General features: G+C 70.9%; 19 protein-coding genes and 1 other RNA gene. 14 read left to right on the top strand and 6 right to left on the bottom strand.

All coding sequences use genetic code 11. The annotated features are described in order from the left end of the window. Positions 1 to 10 precede the first annotated feature (10 nt). From mtrB to raiA, 4 genes are all read left to right on the top strand, one after another. Positions 11 to 1,780, top strand: coding sequence for an MtrAB system histidine kinase MtrB (gene mtrB, locus AB0I71_RS18400; RefSeq protein WP_357586066.1), 1,770 nt, complete (start codon positions 11 to 13; stop codon positions 1,778 to 1,780). Then, positions 1,777 to 3,582: an LpqB family beta-propeller domain-containing protein gene (locus AB0I71_RS18405; protein WP_357586068.1), complete on the top strand. Its 1,806-nt coding sequence runs from the start codon at positions 1,777 to 1,779 to the stop codon at positions 3,580 to 3,582. The genes mtrB and AB0I71_RS18405 overlap by 4 nt, the downstream gene beginning before the upstream one ends. Before the next feature lie 19 nt (positions 3,583 to 3,601). Next, positions 3,602 to 4,300: a phosphoribosyltransferase family protein gene (locus tag AB0I71_RS18410; RefSeq protein WP_357586070.1), complete on the top strand. Its 699-nt coding sequence runs from the start codon at positions 3,602 to 3,604 to the stop codon at positions 4,298 to 4,300. Between the two features lie 247 nt (positions 4,301 to 4,547). Beyond that, on the top strand, positions 4,548 to 5,177 hold the full coding sequence (raiA, locus tag AB0I71_RS18415; RefSeq protein ID WP_357586072.1) for a ribosome-associated translation inhibitor RaiA: 630 nt from the start codon (positions 4,548 to 4,550) through the stop codon (positions 5,175 to 5,177). A gap of 85 nt (positions 5,178 to 5,262) precedes the next feature. On the opposite strand, the gene AB0I71_RS18420 is transcribed toward raiA, so the two are convergent. Beyond that, a complete protein-coding gene (locus tag AB0I71_RS18420; protein ID WP_357586074.1) occupies positions 5,263 to 6,390 on the bottom strand; it encodes a GNAT family N-acetyltransferase in 1,128 nt (375 codons plus the stop codon). Continuing rightward, positions 6,387 to 7,541: a GNAT family N-acetyltransferase gene (locus tag AB0I71_RS18425; protein ID WP_357586076.1), complete on the bottom strand. Its 1,155-nt coding sequence runs from the start codon at positions 7,539 to 7,541 to the stop codon at positions 6,387 to 6,389. The genes AB0I71_RS18420 and AB0I71_RS18425 overlap by 4 nt, the downstream gene beginning before the upstream one ends. Positions 7,542 to 7,702: 161 nt before the next feature. Between AB0I71_RS18425 and secA the strand changes: the two genes are divergently transcribed. After that, positions 7,703 to 10,630, top strand: coding sequence for a preprotein translocase subunit SecA (secA, locus tag AB0I71_RS18430; RefSeq protein ID WP_357586078.1), 2,928 nt, complete (start codon positions 7,703 to 7,705; stop codon positions 10,628 to 10,630). A 116-nt stretch (positions 10,631 to 10,746) separates the two neighbouring features. Here the strand turns inward: secA and AB0I71_RS18435 are convergent, their stop codons facing one another. Both AB0I71_RS18435 and AB0I71_RS18440 read right to left on the bottom strand, forming a co-directional pair. After that, complete coding sequence (locus tag AB0I71_RS18435; protein WP_357586080.1) at positions 10,747 to 11,442, bottom strand: Rv3235 family protein; 696 nt, start codon at positions 11,440 to 11,442, stop codon at positions 10,747 to 10,749. Between the two features lie 110 nt (positions 11,443 to 11,552). After that, positions 11,553 to 11,786 carry a helix-turn-helix domain-containing protein gene (locus AB0I71_RS18440; protein ID WP_357586082.1) on the bottom strand — a complete coding sequence of 78 codons (234 nt, stop codon included), beginning with the start codon at positions 11,784 to 11,786 and terminating at the stop codon, positions 11,553 to 11,555. Between the two features lie 212 nt (positions 11,787 to 11,998). Between AB0I71_RS18440 and AB0I71_RS18445 the strand changes: the two genes are divergently transcribed. Continuing rightward, the gene (locus AB0I71_RS18445) at positions 11,999 to 12,517 is read left to right on the top strand and encodes a hypothetical protein (protein ID WP_357586084.1); all 519 of its coding nucleotides are present in this window, start codon (positions 11,999 to 12,001) and stop codon (positions 12,515 to 12,517) included. A gap of 39 nt (positions 12,518 to 12,556) precedes the next feature. Here the strand turns inward: AB0I71_RS18445 and AB0I71_RS18450 are convergent, their stop codons facing one another. Beyond that, on the bottom strand, positions 12,557 to 13,534 hold the full coding sequence (locus AB0I71_RS18450; protein ID WP_357586086.1) for a hypothetical protein: 978 nt from the start codon (positions 13,532 to 13,534) through the stop codon (positions 12,557 to 12,559). Positions 13,535 to 13,818: 284 nt separating this feature from the next. Between AB0I71_RS18450 and pruA the strand changes: the two genes are divergently transcribed. The 8 genes from pruA (at position 13,819) to AB0I71_RS18490 (ending at position 21,433) form a co-directional block, all read left to right on the top strand. After that, positions 13,819 to 15,447, top strand: a complete 1,629-nt coding sequence (gene pruA / locus AB0I71_RS18455; protein ID WP_357586088.1) for an L-glutamate gamma-semialdehyde dehydrogenase — start codon at positions 13,819 to 13,821, stop codon at positions 15,445 to 15,447. A gap of 220 nt (positions 15,448 to 15,667) precedes the next feature. Next, entirely contained in the window at positions 15,668 to 16,183 is a 516-nt protein-coding gene (locus AB0I71_RS18460; RefSeq protein WP_357586090.1) for a PadR family transcriptional regulator, read from the top strand. Between the two features lie 142 nt (positions 16,184 to 16,325). Further along, positions 16,326 to 17,447: a peptide chain release factor 2 gene (prfB, locus tag AB0I71_RS18465; RefSeq protein WP_357586092.1), complete on the top strand. Its 1,122-nt coding sequence runs from the start codon at positions 16,326 to 16,328 to the stop codon at positions 17,445 to 17,447. A gap of 118 nt (positions 17,448 to 17,565) precedes the next feature. Beyond that, positions 17,566 to 18,246, top strand: a complete 681-nt coding sequence (ftsE, locus tag AB0I71_RS18470; RefSeq protein ID WP_013731749.1) for a cell division ATP-binding protein FtsE — start codon at positions 17,566 to 17,568, stop codon at positions 18,244 to 18,246. 67 nt (positions 18,247 to 18,313) lie between these two features. Further along, entirely contained in the window at positions 18,314 to 19,189 is an 876-nt protein-coding gene (ftsX, locus tag AB0I71_RS18475) for a permease-like cell division protein FtsX (protein ID WP_357586094.1), read from the top strand. A 164-nt stretch (positions 19,190 to 19,353) separates the two neighbouring features. Next, on the top strand, positions 19,354 to 19,833 hold the full coding sequence (gene smpB, locus AB0I71_RS18480) for an SsrA-binding protein SmpB (RefSeq protein WP_357586096.1): 480 nt from the start codon (positions 19,354 to 19,356) through the stop codon (positions 19,831 to 19,833). 106 nt (positions 19,834 to 19,939) lie between these two features. After that, positions 19,940 to 20,315: a transfer-messenger RNA gene (ssrA, locus tag AB0I71_RS18485) on the top strand. A gap of 167 nt (positions 20,316 to 20,482) precedes the next feature. Next, a complete protein-coding gene (locus AB0I71_RS18490; RefSeq protein ID WP_357586098.1) occupies positions 20,483 to 21,433 on the top strand; it encodes a hypothetical protein in 951 nt (316 codons plus the stop codon). Positions 21,434 to 21,556: 123 nt separating this feature from the next. Here AB0I71_RS18490 and mdlC read toward each other — a convergent pair whose 3' ends face one another. Further along, on the bottom strand, positions 21,557 to 23,152 hold the full coding sequence (mdlC, locus tag AB0I71_RS18495; protein ID WP_357586100.1) for a benzoylformate decarboxylase: 1,596 nt from the start codon (positions 23,150 to 23,152) through the stop codon (positions 21,557 to 21,559). Between the last annotated feature and the right edge of the window lie 144 nt (positions 23,153 to 23,296).

Raw genomic sequence — 23,296 nt, forward strand, 5'->3', positions numbered from 1 at the left:
TGGTCGCACTGTGACCACCTCCCCGATCCCCGATCTCGACCCGACGTCCCGCCGGCGTGGTGCCGGGTGGGAGTTGTGGCGTGGGTTGAGTGGTCGGCTGGCCCGATCGCTGGCGAGGCTGCACCAGACCTGGCGTCGCTCGTTGCAGGTGCGGGTGGTGACCATCACCCTGGTGACCTCCAGCCTGCTTGTCGGTGGCTTCGCCTACCTGATCGCCGACAAGATCACGAGCATCCTGCTGGACAATGCCAAGACCGACGTCCAGTTGCGGCTGCTCAACGGCGCGGAGTACGCGGCGAAGCAGTTCAGCCTCTACAGCCAGCCCCAGGAGGCCCAGCTCCAGGAGACGATCGACGGCACGGTCAACTACCTCGCCGGTGGCGACCCCCAGCAGAACAGCGGCGTGGTGGTGGCCCTCACCGCGGAGAACTGGCCCGGGGTCATCGAGTCACGCACCTCACCGTCGGCGAACGTCCGGCCCCTGATCAGCCCCGAGCTGCGCGCCGCGGTGGCCGACGGCAACGTGGCCAACCAGATCCGTACCGGCCGACTGACCGGAGACGTCGAGCGGAAGTACCTGGTCTACGGCTCACCGGTGCCGACCCGGTTCGGTCAGGTGGAGCTCTACTACTTCGTGCCGCTGACCCTGCAGGACGCCACTGCGGCACAGGCGCGGGCCACCGTGGTGGCCACCGGGGTCGCTCTGGTGCTGCTGCTCGGCCTGCTCGCCGCGCTGGTGACCCGGCTGGTGGTGATCCCGGTACGGGTCGCCGCCCGGACCGCCCAGCGACTCTCGGCCGGCCTGCTCGACCAGCGGATGGCCGTCAACGGCGAGGACGATCTGGCGCTGCTCGCGGCCTCGTTCAACCAGATGGCGACCAACCTGCAACGGCAGATCCTGCGACTGGAGGAGATGTCCCGGCTGCAACGCCGGTTCACCTCGGACGTCTCGCACGAACTGCGGACCCCGCTGACCACCGTACGGATGGCCGCTGACCTGATCTTCGCCGAGCGGGACGGGTTCGACCCGGCGGTGGCGCGCAGCGCCGAGCTGCTCCAGGCCGAGCTGGACCGCTTCGAGGAACTGCTCACCGACCTGCTGGAGATCAGCCGGTTCGACGCGGGCTTCGCGGTGCTCGACGCCGAGCCGACCGACCTGGTGCCGGTGGTCCACCGGGTGGCCGACCGGCTGGCCGGGCTGGCGGAGCGGGTCGGGGTGGCCATCGAGCTGGACGTACCGACCGCCCCGGTGATCGCCGAGATCGACCCGCGACGGGTCGAACGGGTACTGCGCAACCTGGTCGGCAACGCTGTCGAGCACGGCGAGGGCCGGCCGGTGCGGATCACGCTGGGGATGGACGAGACCGCCGTCGCGCTTACCGTCCGCGACCACGGCGTCGGGCTCAAGCCGGGCGAGGAGAAGCTGGTCTTCAACCGGTTCTGGCGGGCCGACCCGTCGCGGGCGCGGCAGACCGGCGGGACCGGGCTGGGACTGTCGATCAGCCTGGAGGACGCCCGGCTGCACGGCGGCTGGCTGGAGGCCTGGGGTGCGCCGGGGCAGGGCGCGCAGTTCCGGCTCACCCTGCCGGCGCGCGCCGGTGACCGGCTGACCACCTCGCCGCTGCGGCTGGTACCGGCCGACGCCGCGCTGCCGTTCGGCGGCGCGCCGGCGGGCGGACTGCTGGCCATCGGGCCCGGCCCGGCCGGCGCGCTCGCCATCGGCCCGGCGCCCGACCCGACACCGTCGGCGGAACAGCGGCGCGCGGAGGTGGGCTCGTGAAGCGCCGGCTGCTGACCGGGGCACTCGGCGGCGTGCTGGTGCTGGCCGTCTCCGCCGGCTGCGGGATTCCCGACCGCAGCGCGGTGCAGATCGAGCAGCGCGGCCCGGCCGCGGAGACGAACTGGTCGTTGGGGCGTGGTACGGAGCCGCCGACGCGAGAGGCCAGCGGCAGCGACGCCGTGGCGTTCGTGCGCAACTTCCTGGCTGCGGCGGCCGGCGAGCCGGACCGGGCGTACGAGCGGGTCAAGCGGTTCATCGCCACCTCCGAGCGGAGCGGGTTGCCGGAGAAGCAGGGCAGCGAGGTGGCGCTGTCGGTGGTGCGGCTCACCGACGATCCGGTGATCGAACCGGACGTCGACAGCATGAAGGTCACCATCAGCGTGCAGCAGGTCGGCCTGCTACGGGCCAACGGGATGCTGGTGCCGCCGGTGGCCACCGAGTCGACGTACGAGTTCCGGCTGGTCAGCGCCGGTCCGGTGGGCGAGGACGACGCCGGCTACTACGTCAGCGACCCGCCGAACGTGCTGCTGCTCAGCGACGACGCGCTGCGCCGGTTCTACCAGGCGGAGGCGATCTACTTCTGGAACTCCGACCGCACCCAGCTCGTGCCGGATCAGCGGTACCTCTCCTCGGCCGTGCCGGCGCAGCGCCGGGTGAGTGAGGTCATCCGGTGGTTGACCGCCGGTCCCTCGGAGTGGTTGCGGATCGGCGTCTCCGGTCTGCCCGACCGTACCGAAATGATCAACAATGCCACCGGTTCGGACGGCCGGTGGGAGGTCAACCTCGACATGCCGGGCGCTGACGAGCGGCGGCTGGAGCAGCTCGGTACCCAGTTGGCCTGGTCGCTGGGGGAGCTGCACGGCACCGTCGAGGTGAAGATCCTCAACCAGTCCCGCAAGGTGATCGACCTTGAGGAGCAACGCAGGCTGAATCCGCTGAACCTGATCGACGTCGACGCGCGGCGCTACTGCGTCTACGAGGGGGGCATCCACTCGCTGACCGTGGCCGGCGAAGCCGCCGGCTCGGTGCCGGTGGCACCCGAGGTGAACAGCGGCATCGTCTCCGCCGGGCTGCGTCGCGCCGACGCGGACGTCCTGGCCGCCGTCGTGGTGGTCGGCGAGGACGGGCGGCAGCGGCTGGCCGTCGGGCGCAGCGGTGGCGGTGGCGTGGTGGAGACCCTGACCACCGGCCCCTCCCGGTACGCCGCGATGAGCCGCCCGGTCTGGATCCGCAGCGACGGCGCCCGCCCGGCCGGCCTGGTGGTCGCCGACGGCCGGCTCTACCGCTTCGACGACCAGGCGGCGACGCGGCAGGTCCAGCTCGGTCTGCCGGGCCGGGTCACCGCCGTGGCGGCGGCGCTGGACGGCCACCGGCTCGCGCTCATCGTCGACGGTGCGCTGCACGTCGCCACGATCAACTGGGAGGGTGGGGTGCCCACCGTGGGCCCGGCCCGGCGGTTGGTCAGCTCGCTCACCGACGTCACAGCGGTGGACTGGTCGGCGGCGAACCGCCTGCTGGTGGCCGGCTCGGCCGGTCGCCCGGCGATCTACGACGTGAGCGTGGACGGTGCCGTGGAGACCCCGCTGCGGGAGGACACCGGCAGCCAGGTCGACCACCTCGCCGCGTACCCCGCCATCCCCGAGCGGTCCCCGCTGGCCGGGTCGTTCATGTACGAGGCGAACGGGGTGGCGTACCGCAGCAACCCGTTCGAGCGGATCAACCGGGACCAGGTCCAGGACGTGACGCCGCCGCCAGCGGGCGTACGTCCGGGCAACCCCACCGCGCCCGTCTTCCTCTACTGAGTGCGGGGTGGAGAGGGCCGTGACGGGCGGGCTCTGGGCGGACCTGGCCGACCTGGTGTTGCCCACCGAATGCGCCGGCTGCCGGGAACGCCGCCCGGGGCTGCGACACGGGGTGTGCCCGGACTGCGTCGACGTGCTAGGTGCGTTGCGCCCGGCCCCGGTGCGCCCCGTCCCCGCCCCGCCGGACCTGCCGCCCTGTCACGCCCTGGGCGCGTACGGCGGGCCGCTGCGGGAGACGCTGCTGGCGTACAAGGAACACGGCCGGCACGGTCTGGCCCGGCCACTCGGTGCACTGCTCGCCGAGGTCGTCGCCGCAGCGGTCGGCCCGGTCGGGCCGGTGCTGCTGGTGCCGGTGCCGGACACACCGGCGGCGGCCCGGGCCCGCTACGGCGACCACCTCGGCCGGCTGACCCGGCACTGCGCCCGCCGGCTGCGGTCGGCGGGCTGGCCGGTGCGGGTGCACAACGCGGTACGCGCCGCGCCCCGGCCGGACTCGGTCACGCTGGACAGCGCCGGCCGGGCGGCGGCGGCCACGGCCTCCTTCCGGGCCCGGTCGGGCCGCGGCCCGGCGGCTGCGGGGTCGAGGGTGGTCCTGCTGGACGACATCGTCACCACCGGGGCGACCCTGGCGGCGGTCAGTCGGGTACTGACCGTGCGTGGGCTGTCGCCGTTCGGGGCGGCGGTGCTGGCCGCGACACGGAAAAGGCACCAACAGTGACCGATCGTGTTTCCGTTTCACCCCTTCGTGTATGAGGTGTGGAAATTCTCCGGGCGGTCTTGGCGACCGGGGGTGACTGTCGGGCTAACAGGAGTTAGCGTTTGGCTGTCGGGGGTAGGAAGGCCATCCCACCCGCCCCCGGCGGTGAGAGGAGGCGTAGCCGTATTGACCGGTCGACGCCGAATGGGGCTTTCCCCGGGCGCGACCGGAGTTCCGGATCGAAGACCGTCCGAACAAGGGAGGTCACGTGGACATCGTGGTCAAGGGCCGTAACGTCGAAGTGCCGGATCACTACCGAGTGCACGTAGCTGACAAGCTTGCGAAGATCGAACGCTACGACCACAAGCTCATTCGTGTCGATGTCGAACTGTTCCACGAGCGCAATCCGCGCCAGGCCGATCACTGCCAGCGGGTGGAGATCACCTGCTATTCCCGTGGCCCGGTGATCCGGGCCGAGGCCTGCACCAGCGACTTCTACAGCGCTCTGGACTCGGCTATCGCCAAGCTCGACTCCCGGCTGCGTCGCGCGGCCGACCGCCGCCGGGTGCACCGGGGCCGGCACGCGCCGCTGTCGGTCGCCGCCGCGACCGCCGGCCTACCGGTGACCGACCTTCCCGCGCTGTCCGCCCCCGCGGAGACCAGCACCGCCACCGCGGTGGCCGAGCGGCCGGAGGAGGAGTACGCCGACGACCAGCCGTGGCACATCGCCCGGGAGAAGGTGCACCCCGCCGAGCCGATGACCATCGACGACGCCCTGTTCCAGATGGAGCTGGTGGGCCACGACTTCTATCTGTTCCAGGACAAGGAGTCCGGTCGTCCGAGCGTGGTCTACCGGCGGCACGCCTACGACTACGGCATCATCTCGCTGGACATCTGACCGTGACGGCGGCCCGGGTCGGCACCCACCGACCCGGGCCGCCGGCGCGGCGTCGGACCGGACCGGCGACACCACCGGGCCTCCGTCAGCCCGTCGGATCCGTCGGCAGCAGGCCGTAGACCGTTGAGTCGGCACGGCTCCCGGCCGCGCCGGGCAGCCGGCCGCGTAGCAGCCCCTCCCGTTTGAAGCCGGCCTTCTCCAGTACCCGCTGGGAAGCGAGGTTCGACGGCAGGGTGCCGGCCCACAACCGGGACAGGCCGATGTGGTCGAACCCCCAGCGCGTGACCAGCCGTACGGCACGGGTGGCGTAGCCACGTCGGCGCCATCGCGGCAGCAGGCTGTAACCGAGCATCGCCTGGCCGCTGGCGGGCTGGTCGTGGACGAGCGTGCAGTTGCCGACGAAGTCACCGGAAGCGGCGTCGAGGATGGTCATGGCCGCGGCGGTGCCGACCAGCCACTGACTCTCCGCACCAAGGCAGCGTCGTTCGACCTCGGCCAGGGGCGGCGCCCCCGGGGGAACCCGGCTGGCCACCACCTCCGGGTCGCTGTGCAGGCGATACGTCTGCTCGACGTCGTCCGGTCCGAGCCGGCGCAGCACGATCACCCCGTCGGTGAGCCGGCCGTCGGGCAGGTCCGGAAGCGGGCGCTCCGCCGGTCCGGGCGGGTCGTCGGCGAGTCGTACCCACACGAGCAGGTCCCGCCGGCCGCCGTCCCGGGCGGGCGTCGCGGAACGGCGTACGCCCTCGGGGCGGAAACCGGCGGCCAGCGCGACGCGTTGGCTGGCCGCGTTCTCCACCCGGGTGAGCAGCTCCAGCCGGATGGTGCCGCTGGCGAACACGTGCTCGGACAGGGCCCGGGTGGCGGCGGTCGCCACGCCCCGGCCGCGCGCCCACGGCGCGACCCAGTAGCCGATCTCGGCCTGCCCCCGCTGCGGCACCGGATTGTTCAGGCCCACGGTGCCGAGCAGCCGGTCGGTCACCGGGTCGACGACGGCGTACGCGGCACCGCCACCGGCGAAGGCGGCCGGCGCGCCCTCCGTGATCCACCAGCGGGCGTCCGCCTCCGTGTACGGGTCAGGCAGTCCGTCGAGAAACCGCTGGACGAGCGGATCGGCGCAGCCGGCGGCGACGTCGTCCACGTCGCCGAGGTGGAACGGCCGCAGGCACACCCCGTGCGCTTCGATACGTTGCTCGCCGCGGTGCGGGTCGGTCATGCCAGGTCCTTTGCGAGCAGCGCGCCGACCCAGGCGTCGACCCGGGTGCCACGGTGGTTGAGGGCCCCCCGGGCGGTGCCCTCCATCACGAAACCCGCCTTTTCGGCGGCCCGGCGGGAGGCGACGTTGCCGACGTTTGCCCGCCATTCGATCCGGGCCAGCCCCAGGGTGGTGAAGCCCCAGGCGCAGAGGGCCGCGAGCCCCGCCGACTGGTAACCCCGCCCCCGGGCGTGTGGTGCGGTCATGAAGCCGACATCGGCCAGCAGTGGATCGGTGGGCGACAACCGCAGGTCGACCGAGCCGGCGTAGCGGTCCGTGGCATCGGTGATGACGAAGCAGGCACCGGTGCCCGCCGCCCAGGTGTTCCGGACGAACCTGAGGAAGTCGTCGGCGTCCGGGCGGGTGTAGTTCTCCGGGACTGTCGTCCAGCGCAGCGTCTCCGGGTCCCGACAGGTGGTGACGACCGCGTCGAGGTCGCGCTCCTCCATCGGGCGCAGGCTCAGCTCCTGCGTGCCGGTGGTCGCGAACAGGGTCGGCTGCGGCCGGCCGAAGACGACCGCGCGTCGGGCCTCCAGCGTGCCCGGACCGGCCGGGCCGACCTCGCCGGGAGCCGGTACGTCACCGGGCAGCAGCGAGCCGAACCATTCGTGGGCGCCGCCTGCCGGGTCGGCGGCCCGCAGTCGCCCCTCGATCCGGACACCGGACCGGAGGGCGACCAGTCGGGAGGCGTGGTTGCCCACCTGGGCGCCCCAGAGCAGGCGTCGCAGCTTCAGCTCGTCAAAGGACCACCTGGCGACGGCCCGGACGGCACGCACCGCGACGCGTTGTCCACGCGCCCACGGTGCGGTCCAGTACCCGATCTCGCTGAGTTCGTGGTTGCGGTCGATGGTGTTCAACCCGCAGGCGCCGAGCACCTTGCCGCGTGCGGCGTCGCAGACCGCGAAGGATGCGCCGGTGCCGAGTTCCCATTGGCGTGCCCGGTCCGCGACGAAACTCTGCGCGTGTTCGGGTCGGTACGGGCGAGGTACGGTGGTCCAGCGCTGAATGTCCGGATCCTGGCAGGCGCGGTGCACTGCGTCGGCGTCGGTCGCCCGCCATGGGCGCAGCACCAGGCCCTCCTCGATGATCTCCACGGGCTCCACCCGAGTCATCGTGCCGGATCGTTCGCCCACGGCGTAACCGGATAACCGGGACACGGACGGGAGTGGGGAGTGTTATGTCGGTTTCGCGATGGCCGACCACCGCCACCAGTGACCATCGGCCCGATGGAACGCCTACGATGGTTCGAGACTGTCTAGGGGAGCGTTGATCCGTGTCGATTCTGGAAAAGGTCCTCCGCGCGGGCGAGGGGCGCATGGTGCGTCGCCTCAAGGCGATCGCCGCCGCCGTCAACTCGATCGAGGACGACTACGTCAACCTCACCGACGATGAGCTGAGCGGCATGACCGAGCAGTTCAGGGAACGCCTCGCCGACGGCGAGACCCTGGACGACCTGTTGCCCGAGGCGTTCGCGGTCTGCCGCGAGGCGGCGGCCCGGGTGCTCGGCCAGCGGCCGTACGACGTGCAGGTGATGGGTGGCGCCGCGTTGCACTTCGGCAACATCGCCGAGATGAAGACCGGTGAGGGCAAGACCCTGACCTCGGTGATGCCGGTCTATCTCAACGCGCTGTCCGGCAAGGGCGTGCACGTGGTCACGGTCAACGACTACCTGGCCCAGCGCGACGCCGCCTGGATGGGACGGGTGCACGAGTTCCTCGGCCTGACCGTCGGTGTGGTGCTGCCCAACCGGCCGGCGGCCGAGCACCGCGCGGCGTACGAGTGCGACATCACCTACGGCACGAACAACGAGTTCGGTTTCGACTACCTGCGCGACAACATGGCCTGGTCGAAGGACGAGCTGGTCCAGCGCGGGCACAACTTCGCGGTGGTCGACGAGGTCGACTCGATCCTGATCGACGAGGCCCGTACCCCGCTGATCATCTCCGGCCCGGCCGAGCACTCCGCCCGCTGGTACGGCGAGTTCGCCGCCGTGGTGGCCCGCCTCCAGTCGGGCAAGGACGGCGCTGGCGACTACGAGGTCGACTACGCCAAGCGCACCATCGCGGTCACCGAGCGGGGCGTGGCGAAGGTCGAGGACCGGCTCGGCATCGACAACCTCTACGAGTCGGTGAACACTCCGCTTGTCGGCTATCTGAACAACGCGATCAAGGCCAAGGAGCTGTACAAGCGCGACAAGGACTACATCGTCAGCGACGGCGAGGTCCTGATCGTCGACGAGTTCACCGGCCGCATCCTGCACGGTCGCCGCTACAACGAGGGCATGCACCAGGCGATCGAGGCCAAGGAGGGGGTGGAGATCAAGCAGGAGAACCAGACCCTGGCCACCATCACCCTCCAGAACTACTTCCGCCTCTACGACAAGCTGGCCGGCATGACCGGTACCGCGCAGACCGAGGCGGGCGAGTTCAACAAGGTCTACAAGGTCGGCGTGGTGACGATCCCGACCCACCGGCCGATGGTCCGCGAGGACCGGGCCGACGTCATCTACAAGACCGAGCAGGCCAAGTTCAACGCGGTGATCGAGGACATCGCCGAGCGGCACCAGGCAGGTCAGCCGGTGCTTGTCGGTACGGTCTCGGTGGAGAATTCCGAGATCCTGTCCCGGCTGCTGACCCGCCGGGGCATCCCGCACTCGGTGCTGAACGCGAAGTTCCACGCCCGGGAGGCGGAGATCGTCGCCCAGGCAGGTCGCAAGGGCGCGGTCACGGTGGCCACGAACATGGCCGGCCGAGGCACCGACATCCTGCTCGGCGGCAACCCCGAGTTCCTCGCGGCCAACGAGCTGCGCCAGCGCGGGCTGGACCCGCTGGAGCACGCCGAGGAGTACGACAAGGCCCTCGAAGAGGTCCTGCCGAAGTGGAAGCAGGCCTGCGACGCGGAGGCCGAGGAGGTCGCCGCCGCCGGTGGGCTCTACGTGCTGGGCACGGAGCGGCACGAGTCCCGGCGGATCGACAACCAGCTGCGTGGCCGGTCGGGCCGGCAGGGCGACCCGGGCGAGTCGCGGTTCTACCTGTCCCTGCAGGACGAGCTGATGAAGCGGTTCCGCTCCGGTGCGGTGGAGGCGGTCATGGACCGCTTCAACATCCCGGAGGACGTGCCCATCGAGTCGAAGATGGTCACCCGTCAGATCAAGAGCGCACAGGCCCAGATCGAGGGGCAGAACGCCGAGATCCGCAAGAACGTCCTCAAGTACGACGAGGTCATGAACAAGCAGCGCCAGGTGATCTACGCCGAGCGGCTGCGCGTGCTCAACGGAGAGGATCTCTCCGAGCAGGTGCGCAACATGATCGACGACACCATCGAGGCGTACGTGCGGGGGGCCACCTCGGACGGCTACGCCGAGGACTGGGATCTTGAGCAGTTGTGGTCCAGCCTCAAGCAGCTCTACCCGGTGGGCATCACCATCGAGGAGCTTGAGGAGGAGGCCGGCGGGTCCCGGGCCAGCATCGACGCCGACTTCCTGCTCGCCCGGCTCAAGGAGGACGCGAACGCCGCGTACGACAGGCGTGAGGAGCAGCTCGGCGCCGAGGGCACCCGGCAGCTGGAGCGGATGGTGCTGCTCCAGGTCATCGACCGTAAGTGGCGCGAGCACCTCTACGAGATGGACTACCTCCAGGAGGGCATCTCGCTGCGGGCGTACGCCCAGCGCGACCCGGTGGTGGAGTACCAGCGCGAGGGCTTCGACATGTTCGCCACCATGATGGACGGCATCAAGGAGGAGACCGTCGGCTTCCTCTACAACCTCGAGGTGCAGGTCAACGAGCCGGAGCCCGAGGCCGAGGAGGTCCAACTGCTGGACAAGCCGGTGGAGATCCGGGCCAAGGGCCTGGGTCGTGCGCCGCAGCAGCAGGGGCTTCAGTACTCCGCGCCGACGATCGACGGTGAGGCCGGTGCCGGTGGCGTCGCCGTGCAGCGTGAGGAGCAGCGGGCTCCCGCGCTCGGTATCGGTCGTCCGGACCAGGCCGCTCCGGCGGCGCCGGGGCGGACGGCACCGACCTCGCCGCAGCGTCCGGCCGGCGGCCTGCGCGGCCCGGCGGTTCCGGTCGGCAATGCCCGTCAGTCCGCACCGGGGCAGGCGAGCGCCAGCAACGGTCCGTCCCGCAACGCGCCGTGCCCCTGCGGCTCGGGCCGCAAGTACAAGCGCTGCCACGGTGCCCCCGGCGGCACCTCAGCCAGCTAGGAATCACCCGCTCGGAAGTTCGCGCCCGATCCAGGACCTGGTGGCCTCGACCATGGCCACCTGGTCAGGGGTCGGGCGCGACCTCGTCTGACCAGGCGGCCGGCTGACCGTCCGTGTCACAGGACCCGCAGGTCGGTGCAGAGCCAGTTGCCGCGTCGGTGTTCCAGGCGCAGCGCCATCGCCCAGCTACGACCACCCGCACCGGTGAGTACCGCTGCGGCCTCGATGGCGGTGGGGCGCGGCTCGCAGACGCGCAGCCGTTGCAGCCGCACCCCGGGGCGCGCAGAGCGTCGCCGGGGTGGTGCCCCGCGGGCGGTGGCGCGGACCAGCTCGGGCAGCAGCACCGCGACCCGGGCCGGGTCGAGGTGACGCCGTAGCTGCACCGGCGGCCGGAAGCCGTTGAACACCTCCAGACAGGTGGCGACGAAGCGGTGGGCGACCCGGGTGGCCGCCGGAGTGGCCGTGGCCAGTGACCCGGGCGGCAGGTGTCGGGCCTGGCCCTGGCCGGGCAGTGCCGCCCCACCGCCAGGCGACCCGGCCCGGGTGGGCCGGCCGGGCTGACCCGACCTCGGCGCACCCGGCGCGATCGGCCGGCTGCCGGAGCGCCCGGCAACCCACGGCGGCGGCGGCCGGTCCGGGCCACCACCGCCCGGCCACCGGCGGCCGGAATCGAAAAGGTCGAGAGCGAGCTGGCCGTCGGTCGGGCGGGGCCACCCGGCGGTGTCCTCGTCGACGGAGGGGGGCTCGAAGGCAGGCGCCGGCCGCAGTCGCACGGGTGGGCGGGCCGGCCCGGGTCGCCGGAGGTCGGTCATCGCGCTGCCCCCTGCCGTCAGCCGCTTAGATTACGTTTGCCTTCGTTTGCCTTCGACAGCTTCGATTCTCAGGCATGACAGAGCCGGCGGTCAATGCCATGGGTGCGGTCCTACCGCTCCTCGGGATCGCGTTCGGCCAGCGGGTTGCCGCGTACCCACTCGGCGGTCTCCGCGTACTTGCGCTGGATGTACTCCTCCAGGCGGGCCCGCTCCACCCGCCACTGCCCCCGGCCGCCGATCTTGATCGCGGGCAACTCGCCGCTGCGTACCATGTGGTAGACCTGCGAATCCGACACGTTCAGCTCGGTGGCCACGTCGGACAGGAGCAGGAACCTCGGTTCCACCGAAACTCCCCGGGTTGACGTCGTTCGCCTCAGTTTGCCACCGGCTGCCGCCTCCCGGCCAATCCGCTCTCCGACCGGCGGGACACACCGGCCCGTCGCCGGAACTTCCACGACAGCGATGCACGGTGTATGACGGTCAGGGCGAACGGGCGGGTCCGTACGCCAGGTCCGACGGTGTCGCCGCCGGACGGAGCAGAGCGGGGGAGACCACTGTGACCGACGAGCTTGTCCGGGTCTACGTGCCGGCGACCGTGCCGATGCTGGCCAGGCTGCCGGAGCACGGACTCGCCGCGACGCAGGCACACGCGGTGACCCCGACGCTGCGCGAGTGGTACGCGGAAGGCGACGAGGAGGAGCTGGAGTACGTCGCCTTCACCCGCGCCGCCCAGGACGCCCTGCAACTGATCCGGCACGACCCGGCCGCGCCTCGTCGACGGGTGGTCGTCTCGGCGGACCTGCCCGCGACGGCTGTCGGTCGGGGCGACGGCGAACTGGGCTCCAGCGTGGTGGAGCTGCCGGCCCCGGTGCCGCTCGCGGCCGTCGCGGCCGTGCACGTGGACGGGGTGGACGCCGCGACCGATGTCGCCGCCGCCGTCCAGGTGGTGCTGGAGGCGTTGGCCGGTGACCCCGACGCCCAGTTCACCGTCGACGGTGCCGAGGACCATGAACTGGAGTGGTACGACCCCAGCGAGCTGGACTCACTGCTGCGCGCCGCCGCCCCGGAGAGCTGACCGCGACCGCAGGTCCGGGTCGTCGGCCCCGGCCTGCGGCTACGCCTCGTCGTCGGCCGGCGAGCCGAGCGTACGGCCGAAGCTGACCACAGCGGTGAGCGCACCGACGAACAGCACCCAGATGGCGTTGTCCACCCGCGAGGTTCCGAGCGAGGTCTGCGCGACCGCGTCCGCCTCGCTGAGCGCGGCGGCCAGGTCGATGAGCGAGCGCCCACCGATCCTGATGATCACCTCGGTGAGCAGGAGCAGGAGTCCCGGTCCGGCGCCCGCCACCAGGTAGGCCGGCCAGCGTGGTCCGGCCCCGCCGCCGTCGCGTGCGGCTCGTCGCCGCGCCCAGGTGAGGTAGCCGAAGGCCAACCCGCCGGCGATGAGCCCGGCGAGCAGGGACTCGGTCCGGGAAACCCAACTGGCCGCGTTGACGAGCGACTGCTGGCTGTCGCCGGCACCGAAGAGGTCGAACAGCGGGTCCCGGGCCACGCTGAAGGCCACCACGAAGACCAGGGTGCCCAGCGCGGCAGCCACCACCGCCCCCACCACGGCACCGTTGCGGGCTCCGGCGAGCGCGCCGCCGATGACGGCCGCGGCGGCCGTGGTGCCGGCGATCGTGCGGGTGGTGACGTCACCGGCGTAGGTGAGATCGATCGCGAGCGCGGCGAGCAGCCCGACCAGCAGGCCGGCGCCGACCGCCACCGCGAAGCGCAGGGTCACCCGTTCGGTGCGGCGGGCAACCGGTTCGCCGACGGCCAGCCCGACGGCGGCGCCGGCCACCAGCGCGGCCGAGATCACGCCGGGCAGCGCGAAGGCGGAGAGACTGACAGCCGTGACACCTGCCGTCGCCGAGCTGATCGCCTCCCGGGTCGACCAGAGCATCGCGGCCAGCCAGCCGGTCGCCAGCAGCGCCAGCGCCGTCGGTGCCGGTGCCGGTTGACCGGTGTCCGAGTGGTCGTCGACGCCCGGTTCAACGGCCTCGGACTGGTCGGGCTGAGCGGCGGTCGGCCCACCGGGCTCGTTGCTCATGGTCTCCCCTTCGCCGCCGGGCCCGACCGGGCCGGAACGTCACCGGCAACCCAGCGTACGCGGCCGGGACGGGCGGGAGCCGGAAGCCCGCAGAGCCTGCATTTTTTCGGCTGCGTGTCCCTTTCGGGTACGAATCGGTTCCGGTGGACCTGGGCTGCCTCCTGATCAATGGTCTGCCGGTGGCCGTGGTGTGCTCGTCCGACGCCGGGCGTGGAAAGATTGGCGCAGGTCCCGCCACTACGGGGCCGGTTTCGCCACCGCCGTCGAGATCGCCAGGAGCCCTGATGGACGCCGTGTTCTCCGTACCCGAGCCGCGTAACGAGCCGGTGCGCACCTACGAGCCGGGTAGCGCCGACCGCGAACGTCTCCAGCGGCGGCTCACCGAACTGGCCGCCGAGCGGATCGACCTGCCGATGACCATCGCGGGCGAGCAGCGGATGGCCGGTGGGGAGCCGATCCAAGTGGTGCAGCCGCACCGGCACGCGCACGTGCTCGGGATGACCGGGCACGCCACCCACGACGACGCGCGGGCGGCGGTCAAGGCCGCCAAGGACGCCGCGCCGGGTTGGCGCGCGCTGCCCTTCGAGGAGCGCGCCGCGATCTTCCTGCGCGCCGCCGAGCTGCTCTCCGGGCCGTGGCGGGACACCCTGAACGCGGCCACCATGCTCGGCCAGTCGAAGACGGCCGTGCAGGCTGAGATCGACTCGGCCTGCGAGTTCATCGACTTCCTGCGGTTCAACGTGCACTTCGCCCGTAACCTGCTGGCCGAGCAGCCGATGTCGTCGCCAGGTGTGTGGAACCGGTTCGACCACCGGCCGCTGGAGGGTTTCGTCTACGCGGTCACCCCGTTCAACTTCACGGCCATCGCCGGCAACCTTCCCTCGGCGCCGGCCCTGCTCGGCAACACGGTGGTGTGGAAGCCGGGCCCGACCCAGCAGTTCGCCGCGCACTTCACCATGCGCCTGTTCGAGGCGGCCGGGCTGCCCCCCGGCGTGATCAACATGGTGACCGGTCGGGGTGAGGAGGTCTCCGACGTGGTGCTGGCCGACCCCGACCTGGCCGGCATCCACTTCACCGGGTCCACCAAGGTCTTCCAGCAGCTCTGGCGCACGGTCGGCGAGAACATCGCCAGCTACCGGGGCTACCCCCGGCTGGTCGGCGAGACCGGCGGCAAGGACTTCGTGGTCGCGCACACCAGCGCCGACGTCGACGCGCTGCACACCGCGCTGATCCGGGGTGCCTTCGAGTACCAGGGGCAGAAGTGCTCGGCGGCCTCCCGCGCGTACGTCCCGCGTTCGCTCTGGGAGGGTGGCCTGCGCGACCGGTTGGCCGCGACCGCCGACGGGCTGGCGTACGGCGACGTCACCGACTTCCGCAACTTCGGCGGCGCGGTCATCGACGACAAGGCGTACTCCCGGCACACCGCGGCACTGGAGCTGATCTCCTCGGACGACAGCTGCCGGATCATCGCCGGCGGCACCGCCGACGACTCGGTGGGCTGGTTCGTCCGACCGACGATCTTCGAGTGCGGTGACCCGGCACACGAGACGTTCACCACCGAGTACTTCGGTCCCATCCTCGGCGTGCACGTCTTCGACGACGCCCGCTTCGACGAGGTGGTGACGCAGGCCGAGGCGATCGCCCCGTACGCACTGACCGGGTCGATCTTCGCCACCGACCGCCGGGTGGTCGACGCGGTGGCCGAGAAGATGCGGTACGCGGCCGGCAACTTCTACATCAACGACAAGCCGACAGGCGCGGTGGTCGGGCAGCAGCCGTTCGGTGGCGCCCGGGCCAGCGGCACCAACGACAAGGCGGGTTCCTGGCACAACCTGGTCCGCTGGATGTCCCCCCGGACGATCAAGGAAACCTTCGTTCCGCCGACCGACCACACCTACCCCCACATGGGCTGAAATGTAACGACCAGCCCCGGCCCGACGCCATGCATGGTGTGACAGGAGGGGCCCTTGTCGACCCCGCGCCCGCCGAGTCGGGCCGGGGGCGGCCGGGGGACGCCGGTCGGGCCGGTGTGGGTGGACCGTCGCGCGCCGACAGTGCACATAGGAAACCCCAATGGGTGGCGAAAAGGTGAAATCCTGGACGCCGGCCCGGCAAAGTGGCAGCGTGAGGGGCATGGCGGAATCCGGAGTGAACCCCACGGCGGCGGCCCTGCTCGGGCTGCTCCATGAGGGTCCCATGACAGGTGGCCAGTTGATGGCCGCCGCCGAGCGCCGGCTGGCGCCGTACTGGTCGATGACCCGAAGCCAGGTCTACCGGGAGTTGCCGGTACTGGCCGAGAGAGGCTTCGTCCGGTTGGGTAAACCCGGGCCGCGGATGAGCCAGCCGTACGCGATCACGGCAGCCGGAAAACGGACATTTTCCCGCTGGCTGGCCGAGGATCCGGGACGCGACACCATCCGCAACCCGATCGCCCTGCGCATCGCCTTCGGGAACCTGCACTCCCCGAGCCAGCTGAAGAACCTTCAGGCCGCAGCCAACGAGTACCACACGGACGCGCTGGCCCGGGTCCGCGAGCAGGTCAAGAACGCCAAGAAGGAAGGCGACACGTACGACGCGAGCGCACTGGAGTTCGCCGTGGCGTACCACCGTGCCGCCCTGTCCTGGCTCAAGAGCGCCGCCGCCGGCTGAGACCGATGCCGGCCCGAGCTGGGTTTGTTTCGGCCCGGACTGCGGGGCTCGCAAGCTCACTCCTCGTCCGAGCTGGGTTTGTTTGGCTCGGACTGCGGGGCTCGCAAGCTCACTCCTCGTCCGAGCAGTACCCTTGTCTGTCGTGACCGCTGCCGACTTCTCCGAACAGCTCAAGGAACTCGACGCCACCCTGCGCAACATCGAGGCGGTGCTCGACCTCGACCGTCTCCGCGCGGACAAGGCCCGCCTGGAGCAGGAGGCGTCCGCCCCGGACCTCTGGGACGACCAGGCCCGCGCCCAGCAGGTGACCTCGCAGCTGTCGTACGTCAACGGCGAGATCGACAAGCTCGGCAGCCTGCGGGCGCGCCTGGACGATGCGCACGTGCTGCTGGAACTGGCCGAGGCGGAGTCCGACTCGGGGGTGCTCACCGAGGTGGAGTCGGAGATCGCCGGGCTGACCAAGGCCATCCAGGAGATGGAGGTCCGCACGCTCCTCTCCGGCGAGTACGACTCCCGGGAGGCGCTGGTGGCCATCCGGGCGGGCGCCGGCGGCGTGGACGCGGCCGACTTCGCCGAGATGCTGCTGCGGATGTACCTTCGCTGGGCCGAACGGCACGGCTACCCGACCGAGGTCTACGAGACCTCGTACGCCGAGGAGGCCGGCCTGAAGTCGGCCACCTTCACGGTCAAGGTCCCGTACGCGTACGGCACGCTCAGCGTGGAATCCGGCACCCACCGGCTGGTGCGGATCAGCCCGTTCGACAACCAGGGGCGGCGTCAGACCAGCTTCGCCGGGGTCGAGGTGTTGCCGGTGGTCGAGCAGACCGACCACATCGACATCCCCGAGAACGAGATGCGGATCGACGTCTACCGCTCCTCGGGCCCGGGTGGGCAGAGCGTCAACACCACCGACTCGGCGGTACGGATCACCCACATTCCCACGGGCATCGTGGTGACCTGCCAGAACGAGAAGTCGCAGTTGCAGAACAAGGCCTCCGCGCTGCGGGTGCTCCAGGCCCGGCTGCTGGAGCGTAAGCGCCAGGAGGAGCAGGCCAAGATGGCCGGGCTCAAGACCGACGCCGCCGGCTCCTGGGGTGACCAGATGCGTTCGTACGTGCTGCACCCGTATCAGATGGTGAAGGATCTGCGGACCGAGCAGGAGACCGGCAACCCGAGTTCGGTCTTCGACGGCGAGCTGGACTCCTTTATCGAGGCGGGGATCCGGTGGCGCAAGCAGCAGCAACTGGCCGGCGACCGTGCGTGACCGATCGTGGGCGGAGCGCGTCGTCGATCTCCACCTGACGTGCTGATTTGATGACTTGCCCCGCAACGGCGGGGCGTGGGACTTGGCACGACAGTTACACGGCGTAGACTCACCACCCGTGATTCAGCTTGAGCAAGTGACGAAGACGTACCCGAAGGCGTCGCGGCCTTCGCTCGACAACGTGTCCGTGTCGATCGACAAGGGCGAGTTCGTCTTCTTCATCGGCCCATCCGGCTCCGGCAAGTCCACGATCATCAAGATGCTGCTGCACGAGGTGACCCCCAACAAGGGGCGCGTCGTCGTCAACGGCAAGGACGTCACGTCGATGCGGTCCTGGAAGCGCCCGCACTTCCGCCGTTCGATCGGCTGCGTCTTCCAGGACTTCCGGCTGCTGCCCAACCGCACCGCGTACGAGAACGTGGCCTTCGCGCTGGAGGTGATCGGCAAGACCAAGGCGGTGGCCCGCCGGGTCGTGCCGGAGGTGCTGGAACTGGTCGGCCTCGGGGGCAAGGAGCACCGCTACCCGCACGAGCTCTCCGGCGGTGAGCAGCAGCGCGTGGCGGTGGCCCGGGCGTTCGTGAACCGTCCACTGATCCTGCTGGCGGACGAGCCGACCGGAAACCTGGACCCGGACACCTCCATCGAGATCATGCGCCTGCTGGACCGGATCAACCGCACCGGCACCACCGTCGTGATGGTCACGCACGACTCCAACATCGTGAACCAGATGCGCCGTCGCGTCATCGAGATCGAGAGCGGCCGTATCGTTCGCGACCAGGCCCGCGGCGTCTACGGGTGACGGCCCTACCCACCGCACCCCGATCTGACGACGAACACCTCACGCCGGAGAGCCGGAGGAAATCCCGATGCGGATGAAATACGTCATGTCCGAGGTACTGGTCGGACTGTGGCGCAACGTGACGATGACCATCGCGATGATCATCACGATGGCGGTCTCGCTGACCATGCTCGGTGCCAGCGGCCTGATCTACACCAAGGTCGCGGACATGAAGCAGCTGTACTTCGAGAACATCCAGGTCTCGATCTTCCTGGAAGCCGACATCACCGAGGAGCAGCGCACCGCGATCGCTGCCCAGCTGGATTCCGACCCGCTTGTCTCGCAGGCCACGTACGTCAACAAGGACGAGGCCTTCCAGCGCTTCCAGGAGATGTTCCGGGACTCGCCGGACCTGCTCAGCGCGGTCAAGGCGGACCAGCTTCCGGAGTCGTACCGGGTCAACCTGGTCAACCCGGAGGAGTACAAGACCATCTCCGAGCAGTACGCCGCGGTCGAGGGGGTCGACCAGGTGGTCGACCAGAGTCAGGTGCTCGACAAGATCTTCAACCTCTTCACCGCCGGGCAGAACATCGCCCTGGTCGCCGCGATCGCGATGGCCGTCGCCGCGCTGCTGCTGGTCGCCAACACCATCCAGGTCGCCGCGTACAGCAAGCGGCGTGAGGTCGCGGTCATGAAGCTGGTCGGCGCGTCCAACTGGTTCATCCAGGCACCGTTCGTGCTGGAGGCGGTGGTCGCCGGCCTGATCGGCTCGATCCTGGGCCTCGGCGCCCTGGTCGCGCTCAAGATATTCCTCTTCGACGGCGCGCTCAGCGCCCTGCAAGGGCTCTTCGCGCCGGTGAGCTGGGGCGAGGTGTTCCTGACCTTCCCGGTGATGGCCGGCGTGGGCGGTCTGATCAGCGCGGTCACCGCCTGGGTCACGCTCCGCTTCTACCTGCGGGTCTAGCGCCGCGGGGCGCGCAGGCGCACCCCTCGCTCGGGTTTGGGCAAGGGCCCTTCCACGCCGGAATAAACGGCGCGGGAGGGCCCTTGTCGTTCGGGTAGCATGATCTCCGCTCTTCGGCCGGCAGGGCCGGCCACGGGCGGCAACGAAAGGGAGGTGGCGCGGCGATGCCACGGGAAAAGGGGCGCAAGGTCGTCGCCTCCAACAAGAAGGCGCGTCACGACTACGCCATCCTCGACACGTACGAGGCGGGCATGGCGCTGACCGGCACCGAAGTGAAGTCGTTGCGGGCCGGGCGCGCCTCGCTCGTTGACGCGTTCGCTCAGGAACGGGACGGCGAGCTGTACCTGCACAGCATGCACATCCCCGAGTACGTGCAGGGCACCTGGACCAACCATGAGCCCCGGCGTACCCGGAAACTGCTGCTCAAGCGGCTGGAGATCGACAGGCTGATCGGCAAGCTCCGGGAGAGCGGGCTGACCCTGGTGCCGCTCCAGGTCTACTTCTCCGACGGCTGGGCCAAGGTGGAGATCGGCCTGGCCAAGGGCAAGAAGGCGTACGACAAGCGCCAGGACCTGGCCAAGCGGGACGCCGACCGGGAGATCCAACGGGCGGTGGGCCGGCGAGGCAAGGGGATGAGCGACTGATTTGTCCGGATCATCCCGCTCTGGCGCGTCGGCGTGGGCTCGGGATGAATCCGGTTACGGCAGGCGTTAGGCTTGTCGGAGCCGCCGGAACCCGGCGGCCTGTCGAGGGGGTGACTGGTTTCGACTTCGTACGTTGCGGCAGGGGAAGCGAGCCGAGGAAGCCGACGTCGTCTCGAGAATCGTTCGTCGGAAACCAATAAGCGCCAAGAACAATCGCGCTGACTTCGCTCTCGCCGCCTGAGGCGAGTAGCAAGTCTGTCGGCCTGGGAGCGCCTTCGACCCAGATAGCCGGCATCAGCTAGAAGGCTGGCCAATCGGACCCGGTCGCGGGGTCCGTGCGGCGAGATCAATCAGCGACTGGGCCCGTCACACCGACTCGCTCGCGTGATCGGAGGGGCCGAGTAGAGGCACAGCGAGCTGCGCTCGGAGAAGCCCTGACAAGGCGGCGAAGGACCCGGGTTCGATTCCCGGCACCTCCACCACCTGACTGCGCGCCCCGGTCATTCGACCGGGGCGCGCAGTCGTTCCCGTCTGCCGGTCCTGAGGGTCAGGGGCCTCGGACCGGGGTGGCACCCGGCGTCTGCCCACCCGCGCCGGCCGGGTTTTCCAGTGCCGGGAACCAGCCGCCGCGCCGCGCCGTCAGACCGGTATGCGCCGCACACTCGCCCTTGTGGGCCTGCCACTGCTGATGATGGCCGCCGGTTGCGCCCCGGCCGGCAGCGAACCGACAGGTCCGGGCATCCCGACCGACCGGCACGAGGCGTTCGAGCAGCGAGCCACCGCCGTCGCGGAAGCGTGGCGCCCGGGTGCGGCGTGGACCACCGGCTACGTGCCGCTCCAGGAGCCCACGGTGCTCGTCGGCGACCCCGCGTTCACCGAGGAGACCAAGCTCGCCTTCCAGGCCGGCTGGTACCGGGAGCAGGTGCCGTTGCCGTCCGGGCGGCCCGACGACGGGACCGTCCGTTTCGCCGACGGGGAACTCCGCGTGCCACTGATCACCGCGGCCGAGGCGTACCGGCAGATCGACCAGGGCGACCCGCCACCCTGTCCCGGGCGACCGAAGGACCCCGGCACGCCGCCACCGGCCAACCCGCCGGACGGGCCGGACGCCCCGGTGAGCAGCGAGCCGCAGGCCGCCTGCATACCGCTCACCGTCACCGGCGTCGAACTGGGTTCCGCACCCGTGCACACCACCCGGGGCGCGGCGCAGGTGCCGGCATGGCTGTTCACCGTCGAGGAGATCAACGCCGTGGTGGCCCGGGTCGCTGTCGCACCCGACGCCGTCGGTGCCCTGCCCGAACCGGTCGCGCCGGCCGCGCCCGCGCCGCAGGACCTGGTCAGCGCACAGGACATCGAATCCGTCGACGGTGCGACGCTCAACTTCCGGCTCGGCGTCGGCAGCTGCGACACCGGGATCACCCCGCTGGTGCAGGAACACGAGCATCTGGTCGTGGTCGGCGGCACGGTGGTGCGGTCCACCGGCGCCTGCAACGACATGCTCAAGCTGGAACCGGTCGCGGTGACGCTGCGGGCGCCGTTGGGAACCCGTCCGGTCCTGGACGTGGTCAGCGCGTCGCCGCTGCGCCTCGCCGCGGGCTGAGCGTCCGGCCGACGCCGTCCGGTCCCGGGACGGCGTCGGCCGGGACCTCGACGTCAGCACCTGACGTTGCCGACGGCGATGGCTCAGCGGCCGTCGGACCCCGCAGGTGCCTCACGCGCGTTCTCAGAGGATCGGCGGCACGTCGGTGCGGATCGGCACCGGCAGCACTGTCGGCCCGTCGGCCCGTAGCGCCGTGGCCAGTGCCTCACCGAGCTGATCGGGGTTGTCGACGACCGTGGTGGCACACCCGTAGCCGCGGGCGATCGCCGTGATGTCGATGCCGGGCAGGTCCAGCCCGGGTACCCCCGGCGTCTGCTTGAGTTCGGCGAACGCCTTGAGGATCGCGTACTGCTGGTTGACCGGAACGACGACGACGAGCGGCAACCGCAACTGGGCGGCGGTCCAGAGTGCCTGGACCGAATAGTGGAACGAGCCGTCGCCGATCACCGCGACCACCGGCCGCTGGCGGCCGGTGTCGCGCTGTGCCAGCGCGATGCCGACGGCCGCCGGCAGGCCGTAGCCGAGACCACCGCTGGCCATCGTGAAGTACGACCCGGGGGTGTCGAACCGCAACCGGCGACGCAGCGCCGACAGGTTGGAGGGGGACTCCTGCACCAGCACGCCGTCCTCGGGCCAGTGCCGGGCCAGCGCGGCGAAGAGGGCGTCGGCGCTGAGTGGAACCGAATCCTCCACCGGCGACGGTACGGGCCGGGCGGCCGGTGGCGGCCGGTCCGCCGGGGGCATCAGGTCGGCCAGCGCGGCGAGGGTGAGGCCGGCGTCGCCGAGCAGACTGTCGCCGACCGGTGCCCGGGCCGCCTCCTCCGGATCGTCGGTGACGTGCAGCAGCCGGGCGCCGTCCGGCAGCGTCTCGCCGGGTACGTGCGGGTAGTACCGGAACACCGGGGCACCGACCACCAGCACGGTGTCGTGCCCCCGGAGCTGGTCGGCCAGCGGGCCGATAGCGAAGGGCAGTACGCCCCGGAAGTGCGGGTGATTCTCGGGGAAGGCGGTCCGTTCGGGCGCGGGGGCCGACCAGACCGGGGCGACCAGCCGCTCCGCGAGGGCGACCCCGGCCGCCCAGCCGCCGGCCCGGTCCACGGCGGCACCGAACACGAGCGCCGGTGACCGACTCGTCGCCAGTGTCGCGGCGAACTGACGCAGCCGGTCGGGATCGGGAGCGAACCGGGTGGCCACCGTGCGGACCTGTGGCGGCGGGTCGGCGGGCTGTGCCCAGTCGTCGAGCGGAAGCGAGAGGAAGACCGGCCCGGTGGGCGGTTGGACAGCTGTGGCGTACGCCCGCATGAGCGCCGCCGGGACGTCCTGGGCCCGGACCGGCTCGTGGGCCCACTTGACGTACGGCTGGGGCAGCTCGGTGGGATGGCGGGCGGTGAGCCGGGGTTCGAGCAGCAGCATCTCCCGGGTCTGCTGGCCGGCGGTGACGATCAGCGGGGTCCGGTTGTGCCAGGCGGTGACGATGTTGCCCATGGCGTTGCCGGTGCCCGGTGCCGTGTGCAGATTGACGTGCGCCGGGGCCCCGGTGGCCTGCGCGTAACCGTCCGCCATACCCACCGCCGACGCCTCGTGCAACGCGAGCACGTAGTGGAAGTCGTCGGGGAAGGCGTGCAGGAACGGCTCCTCGGTGGAGCCGGGGTTACCGAAGACGGTGGTCATGCCCAGGGCCCGGAGCAGGTCGTAGGTGGTGTCGCGGACCGTTGCCATCGCTTCTGAATGTATCGGGGCCACTCGGGTGTACAGGGCATTTCGCCACTGCTCCGGCGCCGGCTTTCCTCGCCGCCCGGTGCGGTGCCGCCGCACCGAGGGTGAGTCGGCCACCGGTGCCGCCCACCCTGCCCGTTCCGTCTG

Source organism: Micromonospora sp. NPDC049891 (assembly GCF_040660295.1).
GTDB lineage: Bacteria > Actinomycetota > Actinomycetes > Mycobacteriales > Micromonosporaceae > Micromonospora.